Raw genomic sequence first — 18,017 nt, forward strand, 5'->3', positions numbered from 1 at the left:
ACGTTCCTCCGTCATGCGAAAGACATTCCCTTTATTGTACCAGATTCGATGAGGATTTGCTCAGTGCGAAGTTGTCTTTTCATAAACCATGCAGTAGAAAGAGGCAGGGCCGGTCGGGGTCGGCCGCTCATATTCGTCGGTAATGCGGAAGCCGGCCTTGCGGTAAGTGCGCAACGCCCGCTCATTATCCAGCCGCACTTCCAGGTCGATCTCATGGTCCGGATTCAACCGCAGGGCTTCCTCCGCTGCTAATCGGGCAAGCCCTTGGCCTAGCCCCCGGCCGCAAAGGTCGGGCCTCAAGCCCAGGCCAAGCCGGGTAACCCCAGCGATGGGGAAAAACTGAACGAAGCCGACCAGGCGAGCACTCCCGTCCAAGACGGCGCGGTATTGGGCGGCGCGAATGGCAGGATCAGCGAATTCCTCTTGCTTCTCTTGCATATCCTCCCAGGAAGGCCAATTGTATCGATCATAGGGCGGTTCGTATTTCCATTCGCACAGCTTCTGCGCATGGTCCTCACCTAGGGGGACCAAGTGCAAGCCGGATAATAGGGAAGTCATGTGAACTTCAGCTCCTTATATAGATGCGTGTGGAACAAGCTGTTTAGGGAAAGAATAAGACCGGCTCCTCTTCATCCTAATCAAGCTGCACCGATGAGGTCAATCCACGGTTCTCCCTACTCCGAAGGCGATAAGGCCGGGATTCAATTTTCGGGGAAAAGGGTAAGAAGGAGGGGGAGTGGGGACTCTCGCTCCAACAAAAAAAGGCCTTTCCTCGCATCGGCGGGAGAAGCCTTGATCATCGGTTCCGGTTACGCTTCCTTCTTCAGCAGGAAGTTGCCGAAGAGCTGGTCGTTCTTTTGGATGTGGTTGATGAGCCAATCCACGAGCGCACGGTTCAGCTTGATGGTGGTGAGAACGGACGCGCCTTTTTCCTTCAATTGGGTCTGAATGGCAGTGACTTCATTGATGAAGCGATCATGCTCCGCCTTGTGAGCCTCGTATCGCGGGTAGTGGTTGCCCTGCATCAACGCTTCTTCGTCGTGAAAATGCTCGGCTGTGTAAGCGAGCAGGAACTCGAGGGTTTCCTCCAGCTTCTCCTTGCCCTTCTGCTGGGTGCACGCCTCCAGAAATTCATTGAGCTTGCGAACGAGCTCCTGGTGCTGGGCATCGACAGCTTCCACGCCGATATTCAAATCATCTCTCCAAACGATCACAAGGCACCGCCTCTTTTGACATTTTCTCTTATTATCCCTGATTATCCACAGACCCTCTGTGCGCCAAATCACACGCTGTAGAAGAGGAAAAGGTTTCGTCGAAAGCGAGTTTTGTGCAAATTCCCCATTCCATGAGAAGCGGGTTTGCCGTTATAATAAAAAGAAATGAACAAAGGAAGGGATTGTCTATGACGTCCACCGTCAGTATGCAATGGGTTAAGGATCACTTGAGTTGCTTCGATATGATTCCGGTAGATTCCAGATTTCTCTCGGGACAGCCTGAAGCGGGGCGTGCGGCGTATGAAGCCGGACACCTGCCGGGGGCTGTCTATTTTGATTTGGAAAAGGATTTATCCTTGCCCATCAGCCCCCACGGAGGAAGACATCCGCTGCCGGTACCGGAGGAGCTCGCCTTGAAGCTCGGTGCGGCCGGAATCGGGCCGGAGACACGCGTCGTCGTCTATGATGACCAAGATGGAGCAAACGCATGCCGCCTGTGGTGGCTTCTGCGTTATTACGGGCATCGCCATGTCGTGGTGATGGAGCAGGGCTATCGCGCATGGGTGGAAGCTGGCTACGAAGTGGATACCGCTGTTCCCGAACGAGAGCCGCAGCGTTTCACGCCGCGACTTCAACCGGGATGGGTAGCCGATCGAGAAGAGGTCATGACCAAGCGGCTCGTGCCGAATGCCGTGGTGATTGATTCTCGCGAGCCGGCTCGGTATGCAGGGCTGACCGAACCCATTGACAAGATCGCCGGCCATATTCCCGGAGCGGTCAACCATTACTGGAAGGATGGCTTGGACGCTGCGGGAAGTTGGAAGGATCGCGAGGGGCAGCGCGCCCGCTTTGCGGGCATTCCGCTCGATCGCGAAATCATTGTCTATTGCGGTTCCGGAGTAACCGCCTGCCCGAACGTGCTGGCGCTGAAGGAGGCGGGCTTCCCCCATGTGAAGCTCTATCCCGGAAGCTGGAGCGATTGGATCAGCTACCCGGACAGTCCGATTGCAGCTGGTGAGGAGCCGAACGGCGAATGGGAGGAAGCAGGCGCATAAGGAAGCCGATGACTAGTAGAGAAGGCCGCTTCCGACGCGGTTGGTTTGAGAGCTGCGACAGGTGATGAGCAAGTGACCTGTCGCAGCTCTTTTTGGGCTTGCTGCAGGTTAGCTGAAAACGTCGAAAAAGACAAGTCTATCTCTTTATGGGAATGACAGGTATAGTGGATTTGCTGACCGGTACAGAGAAGTGCAGTGGATCATGCCGTACAGGTGATCGAACAAGGACAGGCTTTGATGGGTGTGAGATCAATTTCCATGAACAAAGAGCGATCTGAAAGCTCATTTCCCTATGGATTTTTAGGAAGGAAATACACATTTTTGTTGCGAGGTGACCGTATTTTGCAATTTCTTTACTCGATGCATGTTGATTTGGTTTATCACGCTCTTACCTACTTGAAGGTGGACAATGCTTCCAATGGGTATTGTCCCGATTATATCGAGAAGATGGCTCTGGAGAAAACGTCCCTTCCCTACTCGATGGAAGAGGCTATGCATTCCTTGCAGGAGTATTATAACGCCCACTTCCAACGTTTGATTATGATCAATTTCCTCCCGTTTCAGTGCACCCACTATGAGGAGATGAAACAGCTGCTCTTGGGTTTTCCCCACTTTACGGAGGAAGACAAAGAACACTTTGTCGAACCGTTCCTTCGTGCCTTGGATCAGGAAGCCTCGTTTTACTTCCCCTATTGGGCTGCACTGCATGAACGTCGGGAGCGAGAACGAATGGAGTGGGAGCAAAGGCTGGAGTCGGTGTTTCAACGGTACATGCCCGTCTTCCAGCCCTTCGGGAAACCCTTGGTGCTGGGGCTGTCCTACAGCATCCGCCTGAATGGCCGAGGCTTTGGGCGGGACGATTGCTTTTTTGCCTTCGTTCCTTATCCAACATCCGATGAAGGGCTGTGGGATACCTTTTTCCAGGCCTTTCATGAGTACACCCATCAATTCACGGATCATCTGGTGTCCAACATCTCGATGGAGGACGGTACGCATTCGCTTTCGGAGTATATTGTCCTGGTCGCCGATTACTACCTGGTCCGAGCGCTGGACCCGGATCAGGTAAGCCGTTACCTGGACTGGATCTCCCGGATCACCGGCTATTCAGGAAAAATGGTGACGGAAGAAGCGTTTTTGGAGGCCTTCCCGCTTGATCCCGAGCTGGATCAAGCGCTTAAATCGCTTTTACGCGAAATCTCAAGCTCCCTTGCGGTTTGAGGGGATAGAAAAAAGGGCGCCCCGGAGTCACGTTGGTGATGTTCGGAGCGCCCTTCGTTATGCTTATTTGAATTTGATCGATTCCACAATCTTGTCGGTTTCGGCCTTCGATTCATCATCGAGGTAGGTGAGGATCAGGTTGAAGGCATACCCGTCAATAATTGCGCTGTAATATTCTTGATGGACTTCGGCCGTTCCGTTGTTAATGGAGGCTTTCATCAAGTCCATGTCCTTGCCGCCGACTTTGACGGTTTGGATCTCTTCAAATTTGTAGGGAAGCTGGGAGTCGACCATCAGCTTTTTCGAAGCTTCCAGGTAGTCTTTCCCGTCTTTGATTCCTTGGAGCAAGCTAACCTTCTCGGCTACTGCGATGGCGGAAGGCCCGGCTTGACCCGAGTCCATCGGGAATTTCGAGGCCATCAGCAGGTTGAGGGTTTTCGTTTTTGCCAGGTCCAGCAATTTTTCCTTGGTTTTGCTGTCGCCAGCAGCCACTTCTTGGCCAGCTTCCATCAGCTTCATCATCTGATCGGCATCCTGGTAAACCCATTCTTTCGGGAAATTCATGGACAGCCCGAAGTATTCATTCGTGTATGAGCCGGCTTCGGTAACCCCCAAGCTGACTTCCTTGCCCTTTCCGCCGCAGGCGGTCACCAGCGCCATCACCAGCAGCAGCGCCATGGACATCAAACCCATTTTCTTTTTCATAAATACCCTCCTCACGATTCTCTCTAGTTTTGGACACCACAAAAGTTTAGCATAGCATGACCCGATTCCCGGCCTATACAAATCTATAGGCAGGAAATCGGGTCATGCAAGGGAATGGAGGATACAGGCTAAAGCAAAAACAGGCGGGTAGCAACGGAAACCGCCTCGGAGCTGGACTGAACGCCTAATTTTTCGAAGATGACCTTCTTGTGGTGGTTGACGGTGCACTCTTTTATGTTCAACTGAGAGGCGATGGCCTTCCCGGGAAGCCCCTGGGAAATCAACTCAAGAACCTTCAATTGGCGCTCGCTCAGCGGCTTGGTCGGCTGCCCTGCGGCTTGGTTCGCCAATTGGAACTGGTAGCTGATCAGCATATCGGCTGGAATCAGCTTGGCGATGGCGATCAGCTCACTTTTCATATCCGCGTCAATCGTGGAGACATCCAGGTAACCCACAATTTCATTTCCCACGGTTAAGGGAACCGAGAAGCAGTGCCAGTCTTTGAAGAAGGGGCTTTCATGATCTTCGGGAGGCAAATAGACGGGACATCTCTTCGCCATGGCTTCCGAGATCGCATTCACCCCGCAGCATTGCTCCGTAAATTGCATTCCGAGATGAATGGGGTATTTCCGCATGACACTCTCCAGGTTGCGGCTGTGATCCATCGCAAGGAGAACACCTTCCTCGTCCGTTAATAGAAACAAGTAGGTGCCCGAGAGGTGGTCTTTAATATTGGCGATACAGTCCTGAAAGATGGTGATAAAGGGTTGATTCGATACCAAGCAGTCTTCTTTCTCAAGCTGGCTAGGTGTATCGATCGCTGTGATCATGACTAGAGTTCTCCTCCTGCTTAAGCTGAGCCGGATTTCTAGTGGATTTTCTATACTTATCGGATTAAATACTGGAAAAATTTAATTTTTGTTGTCCGCATTCTCCCAATGCAAAGACGAAATCCGACTTCCGGCATAGTTGACATCCGATGTAGACTTCTTTTTCCATTCATTAGGTATCAATCTGAGGCCCAAATCGCTCGAAAAACGTTCCAGAAGTCGCAAAGCTCCGGCAAGCAGTGCTTCCAGACTATTTTTCGTCACGGTCTTTCGAAACGGTCTACCTTTATATAACCTCCTAAATGCGCCTTGCACTCGTCTGCGCATAAAAAAACGTCCCGCCTGCTGGATGAGCAGGGAGGACGTTGATCTTTTTCATACGTTGCGGATGAGAGGAGGATTATCCTTGCTTGCGGGCAATCGAGAAGACGATCGTCTTCTGAGCGCTGTCCACGAGGACGTTCACCGTGTAGTCGCCAACATCCTTCCGCTTATCGGTGAGCAGCTTCCCGGCTTCCACTTCTGTGCAGGTTGCTGTGAAAAAGCTGCGGAATGTGCTGGCATCGTAGGTGAACAGCTGGTTGGCGAACAGCTCGATGGATTCTTTATTGCGGGCTAACGTCCCTTCGCGAAGGCGAACGGTAATGCCGTAGGTGTTATAGGTGGGATCGAGCCAGATCGCGGCTTCCTCGGTCGCCGCCGTGCTGCTCGTGCCGCTGCTGCTTACACTGCCGCTATCCAGAACGGCCTTCTTCTCCTTCTCGTCCTTGAACAATCGGAGGGTCGTGTCCAGTAGATCGTAATTGGAACCGCGAAGCTGGCCGGCCTTCAGCAGTGTATCGTAGGCCTCCCACATCTGCTTGTCCGGGAAAGCGACGATCTTCTGCCCGCCGCCTATGGTCGGCACCAGCCGCTGAAGCTTGTCCGCCTGAGGCTGGATCGGAACCCGCTTCGTTTTGTCTGTAAGGCGATTCAGAATGACGAGCGATTCTGCACGTGTCACATACTGACCTACGCCGAATTTGCCGTTGGGGTATCCTTGCATGATCCCTTTGATCAATGATTCGGCGATGAACTTCTGCTCGCGCTTGTTGGCGCTCATCAAGTCGCCGTAAGAGGAGGCAACCGAAAGGCTGAATTGCTCATCCTCAAGAAATTCCGTTTCCTGAAGCGTGTAGAAGAGGATCTCCGCCACGTTCTCGCGGGTCATGTCCGCCTGAAAATCGCTGTAGCGGCTCTTGTTGAGGAAGTTCAAATCGCTCGCCACATCGATGTAAGGCTTCGCCCAATAGCCGGTCAGGGCAGGCTTGAAGTCGAAGTACCGGTAATCCTGCTTGAGGATCGTACGGTTCTCCTCGGTGAGCGAATCCAGGAAGGTCGAGCGCCAGCTGCGCTTTTGATCGGGGTGAAGGTCGCTGAACGACATGACGAGCATCTTGATGAACTGGTCTACTTTCACTGGCTCGTTCGGACGGAAGGTCCCATCCGGATACCCGTTTAAGATTCCTTGGGTCACCATGGCTTCAATGGCTTTTTGCGCCCAATGCCCGCCGATATCCTTAAATACGGAGCTTTGCTTTGACGTCGTGTTGGTTGTTGCGCCGGCAGCTTCGGCCGCGCCTGCTGCTCCGATAGAGCCGGCCAGCAAGCAAATCGCGAGCAAGATCCGCGAACTCTTTTTGGCGACTCGTCTTATTGCTTGTCCTACCATGTTTCCGGGCCTCCTGAATGAGTTAGTGGTGATGGGCATCGAAGTAGTGGCACCTTTCAGAAAACCACATTTCAGAACCCTTGTGAATAGGTCGGACGGCTGTCCGATCTTTGTCGATAACGAGGGGGAACGCCTAGACCGAAATGACCAGAAGAACAAGAGAACAGGCTGCTTCTAGGCGGTTAGGAGGAGGCTTCTTCACCTGAAATCCTTCTTGTAATTCCGCTAAAGTCTAGTATAATACTTGGTATAAAAGAGAAATCAAAAAAAGCTGACATGCAGTTGTCTGCTCCGTCAGCTTCAGGAATGTATGAAGTTCAAAGGACTTACGACTTCCGGCAAGATGGTTGTCGGGTACGAAAACGGGTGGTAAATGGTCAGATTTACCGTCCGCGCCCTACAGGGACATTTGCTCCATTTCGCTCATCATCTGCATCATCTTCGTCGTCATTTCATCACACTCTTGAAGCTTCATGGTCATAGCGCTCATCATAGCCTTGTCTGCGCAGCCCATGCTCTTGCATTCTTCCATCATCATCATCATGCTCTTCATCTTGCACATCATTTCATCCATACACATGTTCATCATCATCGGCATCATCTTTTCCATTCCTGCCACCCCCTTCTGGATATATTTACCTTACCTATCCAAAATAACATGTCCGTGTTTGCTTTTTCAAGATCAATCTCGATGCAGAAGCGATCTTTTTTAGAAAACAAAGCCGAGGGTGCCCTGATTTGGTTCAGGACCCCTCGGCTTTTTGCTGGTTAAGCGAGTTGATGGAGAAAACGGGCGACCTCTTCCGCATAGAGGCCCGGTTCGTCATCGGGAATCATATGGCCTGAGCGGGCAAACTCGACGAGCTGAAGCGCCGGAATGGTGCGGGAATACGAGGCAAGATCGGCTTCCGATAGATTGGAGGGGATCGCCGACTGGGGATCCATCCCAACGAAGAGCGTGACAGGAAGACGCAGCTCCTCCAGCCTGGAGGAGAAATCAACGGTAACGGCTTCACGATGCAGGCCCTCGAGGGCTTCCCGGCGCATGTACTGAAGCAGAGGGACGCCATCATATATCAGAGCTGTCCAGAAGGCCAGTCCCTCGGCCGAAACGTTGATGTGCAACGGAGGCTGATCGATCAGGAGGAGCCCTTTCATCTCCTGCTGATGAGCAAGTGTCCAGCCTAATGCATAGGAAGCTCCTCGAGAGAAACCGAGCAGGCAGTAGTTCGTTAACCCAAAATGCTTCACGACTGCTGCGATGTCCGTCAGGTGATCCTCCAGGTCGTAGCCCGACGAAGGAGTTGAGCTTAGTCCACGTCCCCGAAAGCTCACGGCGATGGAGTGACCGGACAGCGATGACATAAGCGGAAGAGCACGTTCCGCCGGCTCCCAGATCCCGCACAAAATGAGCAGGGTGGGGGTACGGTCGGAGGGAGTCCCGTTTTCCAGAACGTGAAGAAGGATGGAGCCGTTGTGAATGAAGTGATTTTTCATAGGGGACCTCCAGTTGTTTCCACCATTCTATGGCGAAGCTTCAGCCTTGGCAAGCTCGGCGAGGGCTTTACGTGGCATGAACATCAACGACTGCATAGGAGCCGTGCTATGAAACTTCTATGTACTCCCTGCGTAGGAGTTTTTTGGTGATCCGATAAGAGACTAGGAGTGAGAGCCTGGCGAAGGTTGGGTAAGCCTATTGAAAGGCGGGGAGGTTACCCGCTCAAGATGAAAAGGAGAGAGAACGATGAAGAAGGTGCTATTGCTATCGCTTGCATTTCTGCTGCTTATGGGGAGCCTTCCGGCCCTTGCGGCACCGAGTACGTACCGGGTACTCGTCAACGGGCATGTGGTAACAGGAGACACGTTGAGCCAAAACAATACCACGTTGGTTCCGTTTCGAGTTATTTTTCAGGAGCTGAGCTATCAGGTAGCTTATGAGGCAAAGTCGCAAACCATTCAAGCGAAGAAGGACAATTTGACCGTTTCCTTGAGTATTGGCAGCAAAAGGGCGTATGTAAACGGGAAAGAGGTTACCCTTCCGGTCGCTCCAAAAAGTCAAAATGGCACGACCTATGTCCCTCTGCGGTTTGTTGCTAGTGTATCCGGTGAATCCGTCGCTCTGGATGACAAGCGCAAGGCGATTCAGATCGGCAAAGCCATTGATTGGGCGATACTTGATCGACCGTCCTTCCGAAATGCCAAATGGGGTATGACAGTCAGCCAAGTTAAGAAAACAGAAGGTGCAACCCTTATGGAGGATGATGTGGACAAGTCGGGTGAGCATTACCTTCTTTATGAGACCAAGCTGGCGGGGTTTCAGGCGTTCCCTTTCTACTTTTTTCAGGAAGAGACGTTGGGAACAGGAGGATACTTTGTCAAGAGCTCAGGGCCAGCCAAGTACGTTCAGGACTTCAGGACACTCACTGCCTATCTGACAAAACAATATGGAGAGCCCGATTTAAATACATTGGCTTACTATAAAGAGCGAGGCATCGAGCATACCGATGCGGAATGGAACCAGTATGCACTCCGCGACGATGAGTTTGGCTTCGTGTCCAATTGGAGAACGGCGGATGCGAAAATTATGCTGGTGGTAATGCCCGGTCTGCAAGAGATGTCGGATATTCAAATCACTTTTACCAGTTGGCGTAAATTTTAATCGTTCAAGTCTAGGTAAGCCGGAATCCCGATTCTAGGGGGTTCCGGCCTTTTCTTATTTCCTCCGAAAGATTACCTTTTCCCCTTGGGTTGCCGATATTCGATGTAACAGACAACCAAAGGAGCTGCATGAATGACTTCCAAACGAACGGTCCAATTGTTGAATGTCCTGCTCGTCCTCTCCCTGCTGTTCTCCGCCATTGCTTATGCCGGTCCGCAAAATCTGAATCCTACCTTGAACAAGAAGGATGCGGTCGTCTTTGGAGGCGGAAGCTTCCTGGAGGACAAGTCCACCTTTTCCAGTGCGGTAGAGGTTCAGATGAGCGAAGCAGGCGGGTATGTGTACCTGTCCTGGGTGAACAATCGTCCGAAGAACCCGATCTATTACGTCTCCATCGCCAAGGACGGCAAATGGCTCGTCCGCAACAAGAAGGTCTTCGAAGCGTCCGGTGCGGCATCCCCTATCGGCAATGCCGACTACAAGCTGAACGAGATCGTCAATCTCGGCCATGTGGCGTACTTGAGCTACCTTGATAGGAAGAATATGAAGTACTACATCCGCCAAGTTACTTTGGATGGCAAGGGGAGCATGGCCGTCAACAAGACGATCTTCACCCTGCCGATCACGAACGAGAAGAACAACCTGAAGGCCGGCCAGATCCGCCCGCTCTCTACATCCAAGGGCCCCGGCGTCATCTTCCACAAAACCTATGAGACCGAAACGGCTTATCCCTACAAGGTAAAAGAAACGGCCTATACGATCTTCCTCGCCTCGACCGGAGCGAAAGCAGCCTCCTTCTCAGACAGCACCTTCGCCTTGTACAAGCGCCTCCCCCGAGCGGAGCCGGAAACGTCCACCAAGGAACATTACAATGCCTATTGGGATGTGGAGGCGAAGCTTCTCTACCATAACGACGGCATGGGGTTTGTGCGCAAGTTTAATACCGCCACGGGGAAAGCGGTCGTCGATGCCAAAAACAACCCGGTCTCCCTCGTCACGAAGGCCGCCTTCCTGTTCGACAGTGAGCACCTGTTTGCTTACAATTCGGTTTCCAAGAAGCATTGGGTCGAACGATTCGATAACAAGACCATGAAGTCCAAGGCCGTGTCTGATTATTTTAAGCTGGACGGATATTCGTACAACAATAAGGTGTTTGCCACGGCTGAGGGGAAGGAATTTCACATTTGGGAGATTACCACTCGCGTCGATTCGGCCCAGTCGCCCGCGTTGAAGCTAACCACGGTTACGAAATAATACCGATTACTCTCGAGCAAGCAGTTGATGCATCGCATCGATGGCTTGCTTTTCGTTTTTGAGGCCGTATCCCGAATCCGTGCTGATCATGAAGCGGTCGGGGTACTCCTCAAAAAGCCTCAGCCGATGCTTGGGGCATGGGCTGAGGCTTACGGGCAGAGCTGCTGGGTGGGAATCACGAGGCCACCATCCAGCCAACTCGTTTTATTGGGTAGCTCCTTGCTATTAGACCAACTCTGGCTGAATACCGATAACGAAGCGGCGCGATTCTCCCGGCGCGAGCTGCTGAACGCCGACTCCCGTGTTCAGGGCATCAACCGGAGCCATCCAAGGCTCGACGCAGACAAAGGGCTTGTCCTTCAGCGTCCACAGCACAACATGCCGGAAGTCCTCATCCGCGCGAACGGTAACCTTCAAGCCGCGGGCTACATCATGGAGAACCGAGAAGGGCTTCGTCAGCTCGTCGAAGATAACGGTGGATTCCGCTTGCCCGAGGTTGAATTGTCCACCCTCCATGCTGTGCTCGACCATTTCCGAGTAGCTCGCGGACGGAACATCCAAGGCCAGTTTCGTTTTGTCCTCAACGTGAAAATACGGGTGATAGCCGAGATAGAAGGGCATCGTCTTGCTGTCCTTGTTCTCGACCTGCGCCTCGACCTGAAGGCCCTCCGCATCCAGCCGATAGGTCATGACGAGGCGGAAGTGGAACGGATAGCGCGCCAGCGTTTCTTCCAGGTCCTCCATCACGAGTGTAAGGGATGCGGATTGCTCATCGGCCCGAACCTCGGTCACGGTTCCTTTCAGATTGCGGGCGAAGCCATGCTGCTTCATGGAATACTCCTTGCCTTCGAATGTGTAGCTTTCGTCGGTCAGGTAGCTGCTGATCGGGAAGAGGATCGGATTGCCGCCGCGAATGTTCTTGCTGCTATCGTGAAGCGTGGCTTCATCCAGGTAAAAGACGTCCTTCCCTTTATAAACATAGCGGCTCACAATACTGCCGCGATCCGGGACAACCTCCACATAGGTGGTTCCCGAACCGTCTCCGAGAACATAGGTTTCATAAACGTCCATTTTCTTTTGCCAGGTATACATGGGTGTCCTCCTTAAATCATACGCTGTTGTTTCTAAGGTACGGCAAGACGGGAAAAGAGTAAAGCGCTTCGGGCGGGAGGGGCCTTCGGCCTCCTGTTCAAGGAACCGACAGCATGTTATAGTCGCAATAGAAATAGAATGATTCCATTATATAGAAACCGAGGTGACCCATGACCCTCTTATACAAGCTGATGAATGTGGGAAGCGGGCTTCCTCTTGTCATCTATCCCTTTATCCTGATCGCCAATGTGATGTCGCTGGCCGCTCCAACAAACGGTCAGGGTGGGATGCTCTTGTTCATCTCCCGTGCCTTCCTCATTCTTACCACGATCTACCCCATCAGCTATTTTGGCTGCTTGATACTCTTCTATGCCTTGAAAAAGCAGACGCTGCTTGTCGCAGGCATCCCTTATCTGCACCTGACGCTGATCGCGATCCTTTTCTTTCTGTGGCAGGCGGCCGAATAGCGCGGTTGAAAGGAGCTGTTCTCCTCAGCCTTTGACCCGTCCAATGGAAAGGGTCAGCTTGTAGGTCGCAAAGCTCGTCAACGGCTCCAGAAGCTCATTCAGCTGGGCCAGGTCGGCGGTCCGAACCCGCATCCAGTAGCAGCCCTCCCCGCTCACCCGATGGGCTTCTTCGACCTCTTCCCGTTCGTTTAGAAACGCTTGGATTCTGGAAAACCCATCGGGAGACCGCAGGAAGACCGTGACAAAGGCATGCACGGACAGCCCGAGCTTCTCCGCATTCCAGCGCAGGGTGCGGCCTTCCAGAATCCCCAGGTCCTCCAGTCGGCGAACCCGGATGCCGACCGCTTGACCGGTCATGTGTACGAGCTGTCCGAGTTCCTTGTGAGAGAGGGAAGCATCCTGGATCAGGTGCTTCAGGATGAGGCGGTCGGTATCATCGACAAGGGAAGAAGACATGAGGCGCACTCCTTTTCATCATGAAAGCGTTCGGGCCGGTTCTCTTTCTCCAGAGCATGGAAGCAAGCGGCCGCTCTCCCCTATAATAAACGGCATCACCCCGGAAGGAAAAGGAGAGAGGACAAGATGAAGCTAAGGCTTATTCGCAATGCTACGTTATGGCTGGAGTACGCCGGCATGACCTGGCTGGTCGATCCAATGTTTAGCGAAAAGGGGGCTAACCCTCCCATCCCGCATACGGCGAACGAACGGCGTAACCCGCTCGTTGACCTTCCGATCGAGCTGGCGGAGCTGTCGATACCCGACGTTGTTGTGCTTACGCATCGGCATCTGGATCACTGGGACGCGCCGGCGGCGGAGTTCCTGCCGAAGGAGGTTCTCTTTCTGTGTCAGCCCCCTGACGAGCTCCCGCTGATCCAGACGTACGGCTTCTCGCAGGTCGTTCCCGTGATCGGCCAAACCGAGGTGAACGGAGTGACGGTTATCCGTGTGCATGCTCAGCATGGGAGAGGGGAGATTGGAGAGCGGATGGCTCCGGTGTCCGGGTATGTCTGGAAGGCACCGGGAGAACCGGTACTCTATCTCACCAGTGACACGATCTGGTGTGACAGCGTTCAGGAGACGCTGGATCTTCAGCAGCCGGAGGTTGTGGTGGTTCATGCGGGCGGAGCGGAGTTTCTTGAGGGAGGTCCAATCATCATGAATGTGGAGGATGTGCTGGCCCTGTTGGCTCATGCACCGGCTGCTCAGGTCACAGCCGTTCATATGGAGGCCATCAACCACTGCCATGTGACACGTGAAGAGCTGCGCCAGCGAGTGGATCAGGCGGGAGAGGGCGGCCGGGTCCAAATCCCGGAAGACGGCGAGTGGGTATCCTTCCCCTAATGGAGGAAGAAGAACCTTATGATTTAGGAAAAAGAACCTTTCGAACCGCGGGCAGCCGTGGACCGGAAGGTTCTTCTGTCAGGTGTGCAGGCCGAGCGAATGTTTCGCAGACGACCTCATGGGGCGGGACTTGGCTCCGGTTCATCCTTGGGCACAAGCTTGCCCCGATAGAGATAACCTTCCGAGGTGATCTCGACCTCGGCAGTTCCCACGGGTTCGCCGTTTCGAATCGCCGTTAGCGTAAGTCGGCTCTCGGTGGGGAGGGGGCCAGGCTCCGCCTCTACCAGAGCGGACCAATAAACGGTGCCGCCGGGTTGGACGTCTGTACTCTTCCCCTGCTGCTCGACCTTGGAGACGGGAGGCTCCCAGAACAGCAGGCTTCCCTCCGTGGTCTCGACGCGAATGCGATCGGCGCCTTCCGCCGCAATCTGAATGGGCAGCCCGGGCGCAATGCTCATGGCCGGGCTGTACTGCCCCAAGAGGAAGGTGGCGTTCGGCTGAACGGAGACGGGCGAGCCGTCTTGCGCGAATACCGTAAGGGCGAAGCCATGGAATGAGGCGGTCCGGCTGTCAGGACTCGTGGAAGCAGGAGCTTCCTTCTGCCAGATGGGCAGCAGAACCAACGTCAGCAGGAGCAGTAGGGAAAGAGCGGCTCCGACCCGATACACCGGCCTTTTCCATACAGCGCGCAACGGGAAGCCATGAACGGCCTGGACGACTCGGCGTTCCAGCTGCTCTTGCTCTTCCTGGGTCAGCCGGACTTCCTTCATGCCCTCGATATACTTATTTGTTTCGTTCATCCGTACATCCCTCCAGGATCGTTTTGAGACGGGCTCGGGCTCGCATGAGCTGGCTGCGGACGGTGCTTTCCCTTACCGAGAGAAGCTCGGCGATCTCCCGGGTGCGGTATCCCTCGAAATAATGCAGATGAATGATAAGTCGGTATTTTTTCGGCAGGGCCAGGACCGCTTCCACGACCTCCCGATTGTCTGCGTTCGTGATGGCGGGGATGGATTCTTCCAGGGGGACGGTTTGCCGCCGCCGGAAGGTCCGAAGCAGATCGCGGGAACGGTGAATCGTGACGCGAATGATCCAGGCTTTTTCATGATCGGGTTCTCGAAAATGAGGCTGCTTGCGCAATAGCTGGACGAAGACTTCCTGACAGACGTCCTCCGCATCGCTCCGGTTGCCGGTGCAGGAAAGCGCCAGCCGGAGAACGAGATCGGAATAGCGCTGTATGTAGTAGGCAGCCTGATGGTCGAGTCCTGCTTCCGTTTCGATAATGGCGCATCCACTCCTTTCTACCGGAAACACGCCTGGAATCAGAAAATCGTTGCAGCGAATAAACTTTTTTTACCTGTTATTTTCCCCGTAGGCTTTTGCCGTTCGCTTCGATATGCTGGTAAGGAATACTCCTATTTTACATAGCCGAAGGAGAAGGAGCCATGATCATTGCCTATGCCGACCATGAGGATCGTGTCTATTTGGAACAGAAGGATCGTCACCTATGGAAACCGCTGCTGCCGGGCAAGCTGAACGGACGAGAGGTTCTCCTCGCTCGCAGAGAGGAGGGAGAGGTCATGGGGTGGCTTCGCTTCAATTACTTTTGGGACAATACCCCCTTTATGAATCTGCTCTGGCTGGACGAGGAGTATCGCGGTCAAGGCTTCGGCAGGGATCTTGTTCTCCATTGGGAGGAAGAAATGAAGCAGGCGGGACATGTCCGCGTCATGACTTCTACTCAGGCAGACGAGGGGGCCCAGCACTTCTACCGCAAGCTGGGCTACCGGGATGCAGGCTGCCTGCTCCTGCCGGATGAACCGCTTGAGATTATCCTGCTGAAGGGACTGGCTTGAAGGAGAGCGGCTGGCAATATACGAAAAAAGAAGCAAAGCGGGAGAGGAGTCCTGCTTTGCTTCTTTTGCATGGGAGAAACATACTCAACCCAAGAAATAACCATTCGCAGAGACTCTCTCGCGATTGGGGACAGACAAGCCCTTTCTGCTCGTTCACCCTTGTGCGCTAAGCACGGAGGGGGCCAGCTCCAGAAGCACCGGGCAGTGGTCGCTTCCGAGAATAGCGGAGTCGATGGACGCGCTGACGATGGAGGGAGCGAGGCGGGCAGACACGAGGAAGTAGTCGATACGCCAGCCGACATTCCGCTCCCGGATCTTCGGCATGTACGACCACCATGTATAGGCACCTTCCAGATCGGGATGAAGGTGGCGGAAGGTGTCCACGAAGCCGGCGGCGAGCAGGTCGCCGAACTTGCCGCGTTCCTCCGGGGTAAAGCCTGCATTTTGCCGATTGGACTTCGGATTCTTCAAGTCGATGTCTTGGTGGGCGACATTGAGGTCGCCGCAAACGACGACCGGCTTTCTTGCGTCCAACTCTAGCAAGTAGGCACGGAAGCGGTCCTCCCACTCCATTCGAAAGGGAAGCCGCACCAAGTCGCGGCGGGCGTTGGGGGTATAGACGTTCACCAGGAAGAAGGCGTGGAATTCCAGCGTCAGGACACGCCCTTCCGGCTCGTAGTCTTCTTCCAGACCGTATCGCACGGAAAGCGGCTTGTGACGGGTAAAGACAGCCGTCCCGGAGTAGCCCTTCTTCTCAGCGTGGTTCCAATACTCCTCATAATCGCCGTTCTGGACCAGGCATTGTTGACCATCCTGCAGCTTGGTCTCCTGCAGGCAGAACAGATCGGCGTCGACCGCTTGGAAATAATCATGAAAGCCTTTATTGACGCAGGCTCGCAAGCCGTTGACGTTCCAGGATACCAATTTCATGGGCAATGCTCCTCCCTATGCTCGGCGTGCTCCTGAATTCCGTTAGCATTCGCCGGTTGATGATGAAACAGGATAGTAGAAATAGAAGATAGGCTTCTCTTAAGTGTAGCACAGGGAGTCCTCAGGTCGTACCGAAAAAAGACCCCTTTCGGCAAAATTCGCCGAGGGGGGCCTTGAAGGGATGCTGTTACGAGTCAGGTTCAATCAAGCCTGGCCGAGCGCGATGTCCGCTTCTTCGTCATCGCGGTTGAAGGCTTCTCGATCGAATTCGCCTTCGGCATTCGCTACGAGAAGAGCCGTGACCGTCGTGCCGGTGGCATTCACGGCCGTGCGACCCATGTCGATGAGCGCTTCGACCCCGGCGACGATCGCCATGCCCTCGAGAGGCAGGCCGAGTGCGGTCAGCACGACGGTGGTGGAGATGGTGGCCGGTCCGGGTACACCCGCGACTCCGATGGACGAGATGATGCTGACCAGCACCAGCACGACATAGTCCGTAACCGACAGCGAGATGCCGTAGACCTGTGCGGTGAAGACAGCGACGATCGCCGGCCAGATGCCGCCGCAGCCGTTGAAGTTGACCGACGCGCCGAGCGGAGCAACGAAGCTGGCGATTCGGTCGGAGACGTGAAGCCGCTTGGTGATCACCTCCAGGTTAACGGGAAGCGTCGCATAGCTGCTGCGCGTCGTAAACGCGACGGTGATGGTCGGGTAGATTTTCTTGAAGAAGCGCAGCGGGTTTACCTTGGCGACGAAGAACACCAGCCCGCCGAAGACGAGCACGAAGTGCAGAATCAGCGCTACGTATGACGTGACGATGACATTGCCGAGATCACGCAGCGTTTCCCAGCCGTAGCGGGCCGCCACGCCGGTAATCAGACCGAAGACTCCGTACGGGGTCAGTCGGATAACAAACTTCACGACCTGGTGCAGCACCTGGGCGAGCGATTCGACCAGCTCGCGCACCGGGCGAACGGTCTCTGGCTTTTTGGCGCCGAGCTTAATGATGGCGACAGCCAGGAACAGAGCGAAGATCAGGAGCGGGACTACTTTGCCTTCTGCCGCTTGCTGAATAGGGTTGGAAGGAATGAGATCCAGAATGACCTGCGAGAAGGTCGGCACCTCGCGAGCCTCGAAGCCTTCCGGTACGGTCTGCTGGATCCCCGAGCCGGGGTTGAACAAAAGGGCAATAATCAGGCCGATCAAGGAGGCGATCCCGGTTGTTCCGAGGAACCAGGTGAACGTTTTTACACCAATCGTGCGCAGTGACTCCAGATTAGAGAGTCGGGATATGCTGTTCAGTACGAGGATAAACACGAGAGGAATGACCAACATGCGGATCAGGCTGACGTAAATGCTGCCGAAGGTGCTGGCACCCTTCGCTTCCAGGTCGAGGTTCTGCAGCACGATGCCGACCACCAGGCCGAGACCCAGCCCGATCAGGACGCGAGTGCCGAAGCCGACTCTCTTGCGAGCCAAGTAATACAGCAGGGCGAATACCGCGATGGCGATGAGGAAGCTGACTCCATTCGTCTTCACCGCTTCGAACAGATTGTTTTGAATGGGATCCAAGATGAGGCCCTCCTTAATCCGATTAAATGACTATGAATACTAATGAATAATATGCAGGAGGGTACCGAATATGTCAAGTATGTGACCAAAAAAAGAATGCCCACGGGGGAGCA

At 54.1% G+C, this 18,017-nt stretch carries 20 protein-coding genes; 7 read left to right on the forward strand and 13 right to left on the reverse strand.

Annotated features, from left to right (window positions below; genetic code table 11):
- Nucleotides 1–60: 60 nt before the first annotated feature.
- Together AAFN83_RS11460 and AAFN83_RS11465 are read right to left on the reverse strand one after the other, a co-directional pair.
- Nucleotides 61–558 (reverse strand): GNAT family N-acetyltransferase, encoded by a 498-nt coding sequence (locus AAFN83_RS11460; RefSeq protein WP_347769370.1) that lies wholly within the window; start codon nt 556–558, stop codon nt 61–63.
- Between the two features lie 251 nt (nt 559–809).
- Nucleotides 810–1,214 carry a bacteriohemerythrin gene (locus AAFN83_RS11465; RefSeq protein ID WP_347769372.1) on the reverse strand — a complete coding sequence of 135 codons (405 nt, stop codon included), beginning with the start codon at nt 1,212–1,214 and terminating at the stop codon, nt 810–812.
- A gap of 188 nt (nt 1,215–1,402) precedes the next feature.
- On the opposite strand from AAFN83_RS11465, the gene AAFN83_RS11470 reads away from it, so the two are divergent.
- Nucleotides 1,403–2,269 carry a sulfurtransferase gene (locus AAFN83_RS11470; RefSeq protein WP_347769374.1) on the forward strand — a complete coding sequence of 289 codons (867 nt, stop codon included), beginning with the start codon at nt 1,403–1,405 and terminating at the stop codon, nt 2,267–2,269.
- 342 nt (nt 2,270–2,611) lie between these two features.
- Nucleotides 2,612–3,487 (forward strand): hypothetical protein, encoded by an 876-nt coding sequence (locus AAFN83_RS11475; RefSeq protein ID WP_347769376.1) that lies wholly within the window; start codon nt 2,612–2,614, stop codon nt 3,485–3,487.
- A 63-nt stretch (nt 3,488–3,550) separates the two neighbouring features.
- Here AAFN83_RS11475 and AAFN83_RS11480 read toward each other — a convergent pair whose 3' ends face one another.
- The 5 genes from AAFN83_RS11480 to AAFN83_RS11500 form a co-directional block, all read right to left on the reverse strand.
- Nucleotides 3,551–4,192 (reverse strand): hypothetical protein, encoded by a 642-nt coding sequence (locus AAFN83_RS11480; RefSeq protein ID WP_347769378.1) that lies wholly within the window; start codon nt 4,190–4,192, stop codon nt 3,551–3,553.
- A 128-nt stretch (nt 4,193–4,320) separates the two neighbouring features.
- Nucleotides 4,321–5,022: a helix-turn-helix transcriptional regulator gene (locus tag AAFN83_RS11485; protein WP_347769380.1), complete on the reverse strand. Its 702-nt coding sequence runs from the start codon at nt 5,020–5,022 to the stop codon at nt 4,321–4,323.
- A 400-nt stretch (nt 5,023–5,422) separates the two neighbouring features.
- A complete protein-coding gene (locus AAFN83_RS11490; protein ID WP_347769382.1) occupies nt 5,423–6,733 on the reverse strand; it encodes an S-layer homology domain-containing protein in 1,311 nt (436 codons plus the stop codon).
- Nucleotides 6,734–7,130: 397 nt separating this feature from the next.
- Nucleotides 7,131–7,343, reverse strand: a complete 213-nt coding sequence (locus AAFN83_RS11495; protein ID WP_347769384.1) for a hypothetical protein — start codon at nt 7,341–7,343, stop codon at nt 7,131–7,133.
- Between the two features lie 158 nt (nt 7,344–7,501).
- Nucleotides 7,502–8,230, reverse strand: a complete 729-nt coding sequence (locus AAFN83_RS11500; protein WP_347769386.1) for an alpha/beta fold hydrolase — start codon at nt 8,228–8,230, stop codon at nt 7,502–7,504.
- A 247-nt stretch (nt 8,231–8,477) separates the two neighbouring features.
- Between AAFN83_RS11500 and AAFN83_RS11505 the strand changes: the two genes are divergently transcribed.
- The gene (locus tag AAFN83_RS11505) at nt 8,478–9,392 is read left to right on the forward strand and encodes a copper amine oxidase N-terminal domain-containing protein (protein WP_347769388.1); all 915 of its coding nucleotides are present in this window, start codon (nt 8,478–8,480) and stop codon (nt 9,390–9,392) included.
- A gap of 132 nt (nt 9,393–9,524) precedes the next feature.
- Nucleotides 9,525–10,646 (forward strand): hypothetical protein, encoded by a 1,122-nt coding sequence (locus tag AAFN83_RS11510; RefSeq protein ID WP_347769390.1) that lies wholly within the window; start codon nt 9,525–9,527, stop codon nt 10,644–10,646.
- A gap of 225 nt (nt 10,647–10,871) precedes the next feature.
- Here AAFN83_RS11510 and AAFN83_RS11515 read toward each other — a convergent pair whose 3' ends face one another.
- Nucleotides 10,872–11,738: an aldose epimerase family protein gene (locus AAFN83_RS11515; RefSeq protein WP_347769392.1), complete on the reverse strand. Its 867-nt coding sequence runs from the start codon at nt 11,736–11,738 to the stop codon at nt 10,872–10,874.
- Nucleotides 11,739–11,908: 170 nt separating this feature from the next.
- Here AAFN83_RS11515 and AAFN83_RS11520 point away from each other — a divergent pair, with 170 nt between their 5' ends.
- Nucleotides 11,909–12,205 carry a hypothetical protein gene (locus AAFN83_RS11520; protein WP_347769394.1) on the forward strand — a complete coding sequence of 99 codons (297 nt, stop codon included), beginning with the start codon at nt 11,909–11,911 and terminating at the stop codon, nt 12,203–12,205.
- Nucleotides 12,206–12,229: 24 nt separating this feature from the next.
- On the opposite strand, the gene AAFN83_RS11525 is transcribed toward AAFN83_RS11520, so the two are convergent.
- Complete coding sequence (locus AAFN83_RS11525) at nt 12,230–12,661, reverse strand: Lrp/AsnC family transcriptional regulator (protein ID WP_347769395.1); 432 nt, start codon at nt 12,659–12,661, stop codon at nt 12,230–12,232.
- Between the two features lie 126 nt (nt 12,662–12,787).
- On the opposite strand from AAFN83_RS11525, the gene AAFN83_RS11530 reads away from it, so the two are divergent.
- Nucleotides 12,788–13,546 (forward strand): MBL fold metallo-hydrolase, encoded by a 759-nt coding sequence (locus AAFN83_RS11530; protein WP_347769397.1) that lies wholly within the window; start codon nt 12,788–12,790, stop codon nt 13,544–13,546.
- Nucleotides 13,547–13,662: 116 nt separating this feature from the next.
- Here AAFN83_RS11530 and AAFN83_RS11535 read toward each other — a convergent pair whose 3' ends face one another.
- Nucleotides 13,663–14,346, reverse strand: coding sequence for a hypothetical protein (locus AAFN83_RS11535; RefSeq protein WP_347769399.1), 684 nt, complete (start codon nt 14,344–14,346; stop codon nt 13,663–13,665).
- Nucleotides 14,330–14,860, reverse strand: coding sequence for an RNA polymerase sigma factor (locus AAFN83_RS11540; RefSeq protein WP_347769401.1), 531 nt, complete (start codon nt 14,858–14,860; stop codon nt 14,330–14,332). Before AAFN83_RS11540 ends, AAFN83_RS11535 begins: the two co-directional genes overlap by 17 nt.
- 131 nt (nt 14,861–14,991) lie before the next feature.
- Here AAFN83_RS11540 and AAFN83_RS11545 point away from each other — a divergent pair, with 131 nt between their 5' ends.
- A complete protein-coding gene (locus tag AAFN83_RS11545; RefSeq protein WP_347769403.1) occupies nt 14,992–15,402 on the forward strand; it encodes a GNAT family N-acetyltransferase in 411 nt (136 codons plus the stop codon).
- Between the two features lie 153 nt (nt 15,403–15,555).
- Here the strand turns inward: AAFN83_RS11545 and AAFN83_RS11550 are convergent, their stop codons facing one another.
- The gene (locus AAFN83_RS11550) at nt 15,556–16,332 is read right to left on the reverse strand and encodes an exodeoxyribonuclease III (protein WP_347769405.1); all 777 of its coding nucleotides are present in this window, start codon (nt 16,330–16,332) and stop codon (nt 15,556–15,558) included.
- Nucleotides 16,333–16,536: 204 nt separating this feature from the next.
- Nucleotides 16,537–17,895 carry a dicarboxylate/amino acid:cation symporter gene (locus tag AAFN83_RS11555; RefSeq protein WP_347769495.1) on the reverse strand — a complete coding sequence of 453 codons (1,359 nt, stop codon included), beginning with the start codon at nt 17,893–17,895 and terminating at the stop codon, nt 16,537–16,539.
- Between the last annotated feature and the right edge of the window lie 122 nt (nt 17,896–18,017).

It is taken from the genome of Gorillibacterium sp. CAU 1737 (genome assembly GCF_039888655.1).
GTDB lineage: Bacteria > Bacillota > Bacilli > Paenibacillales > NBRC-103111 > Gorillibacterium.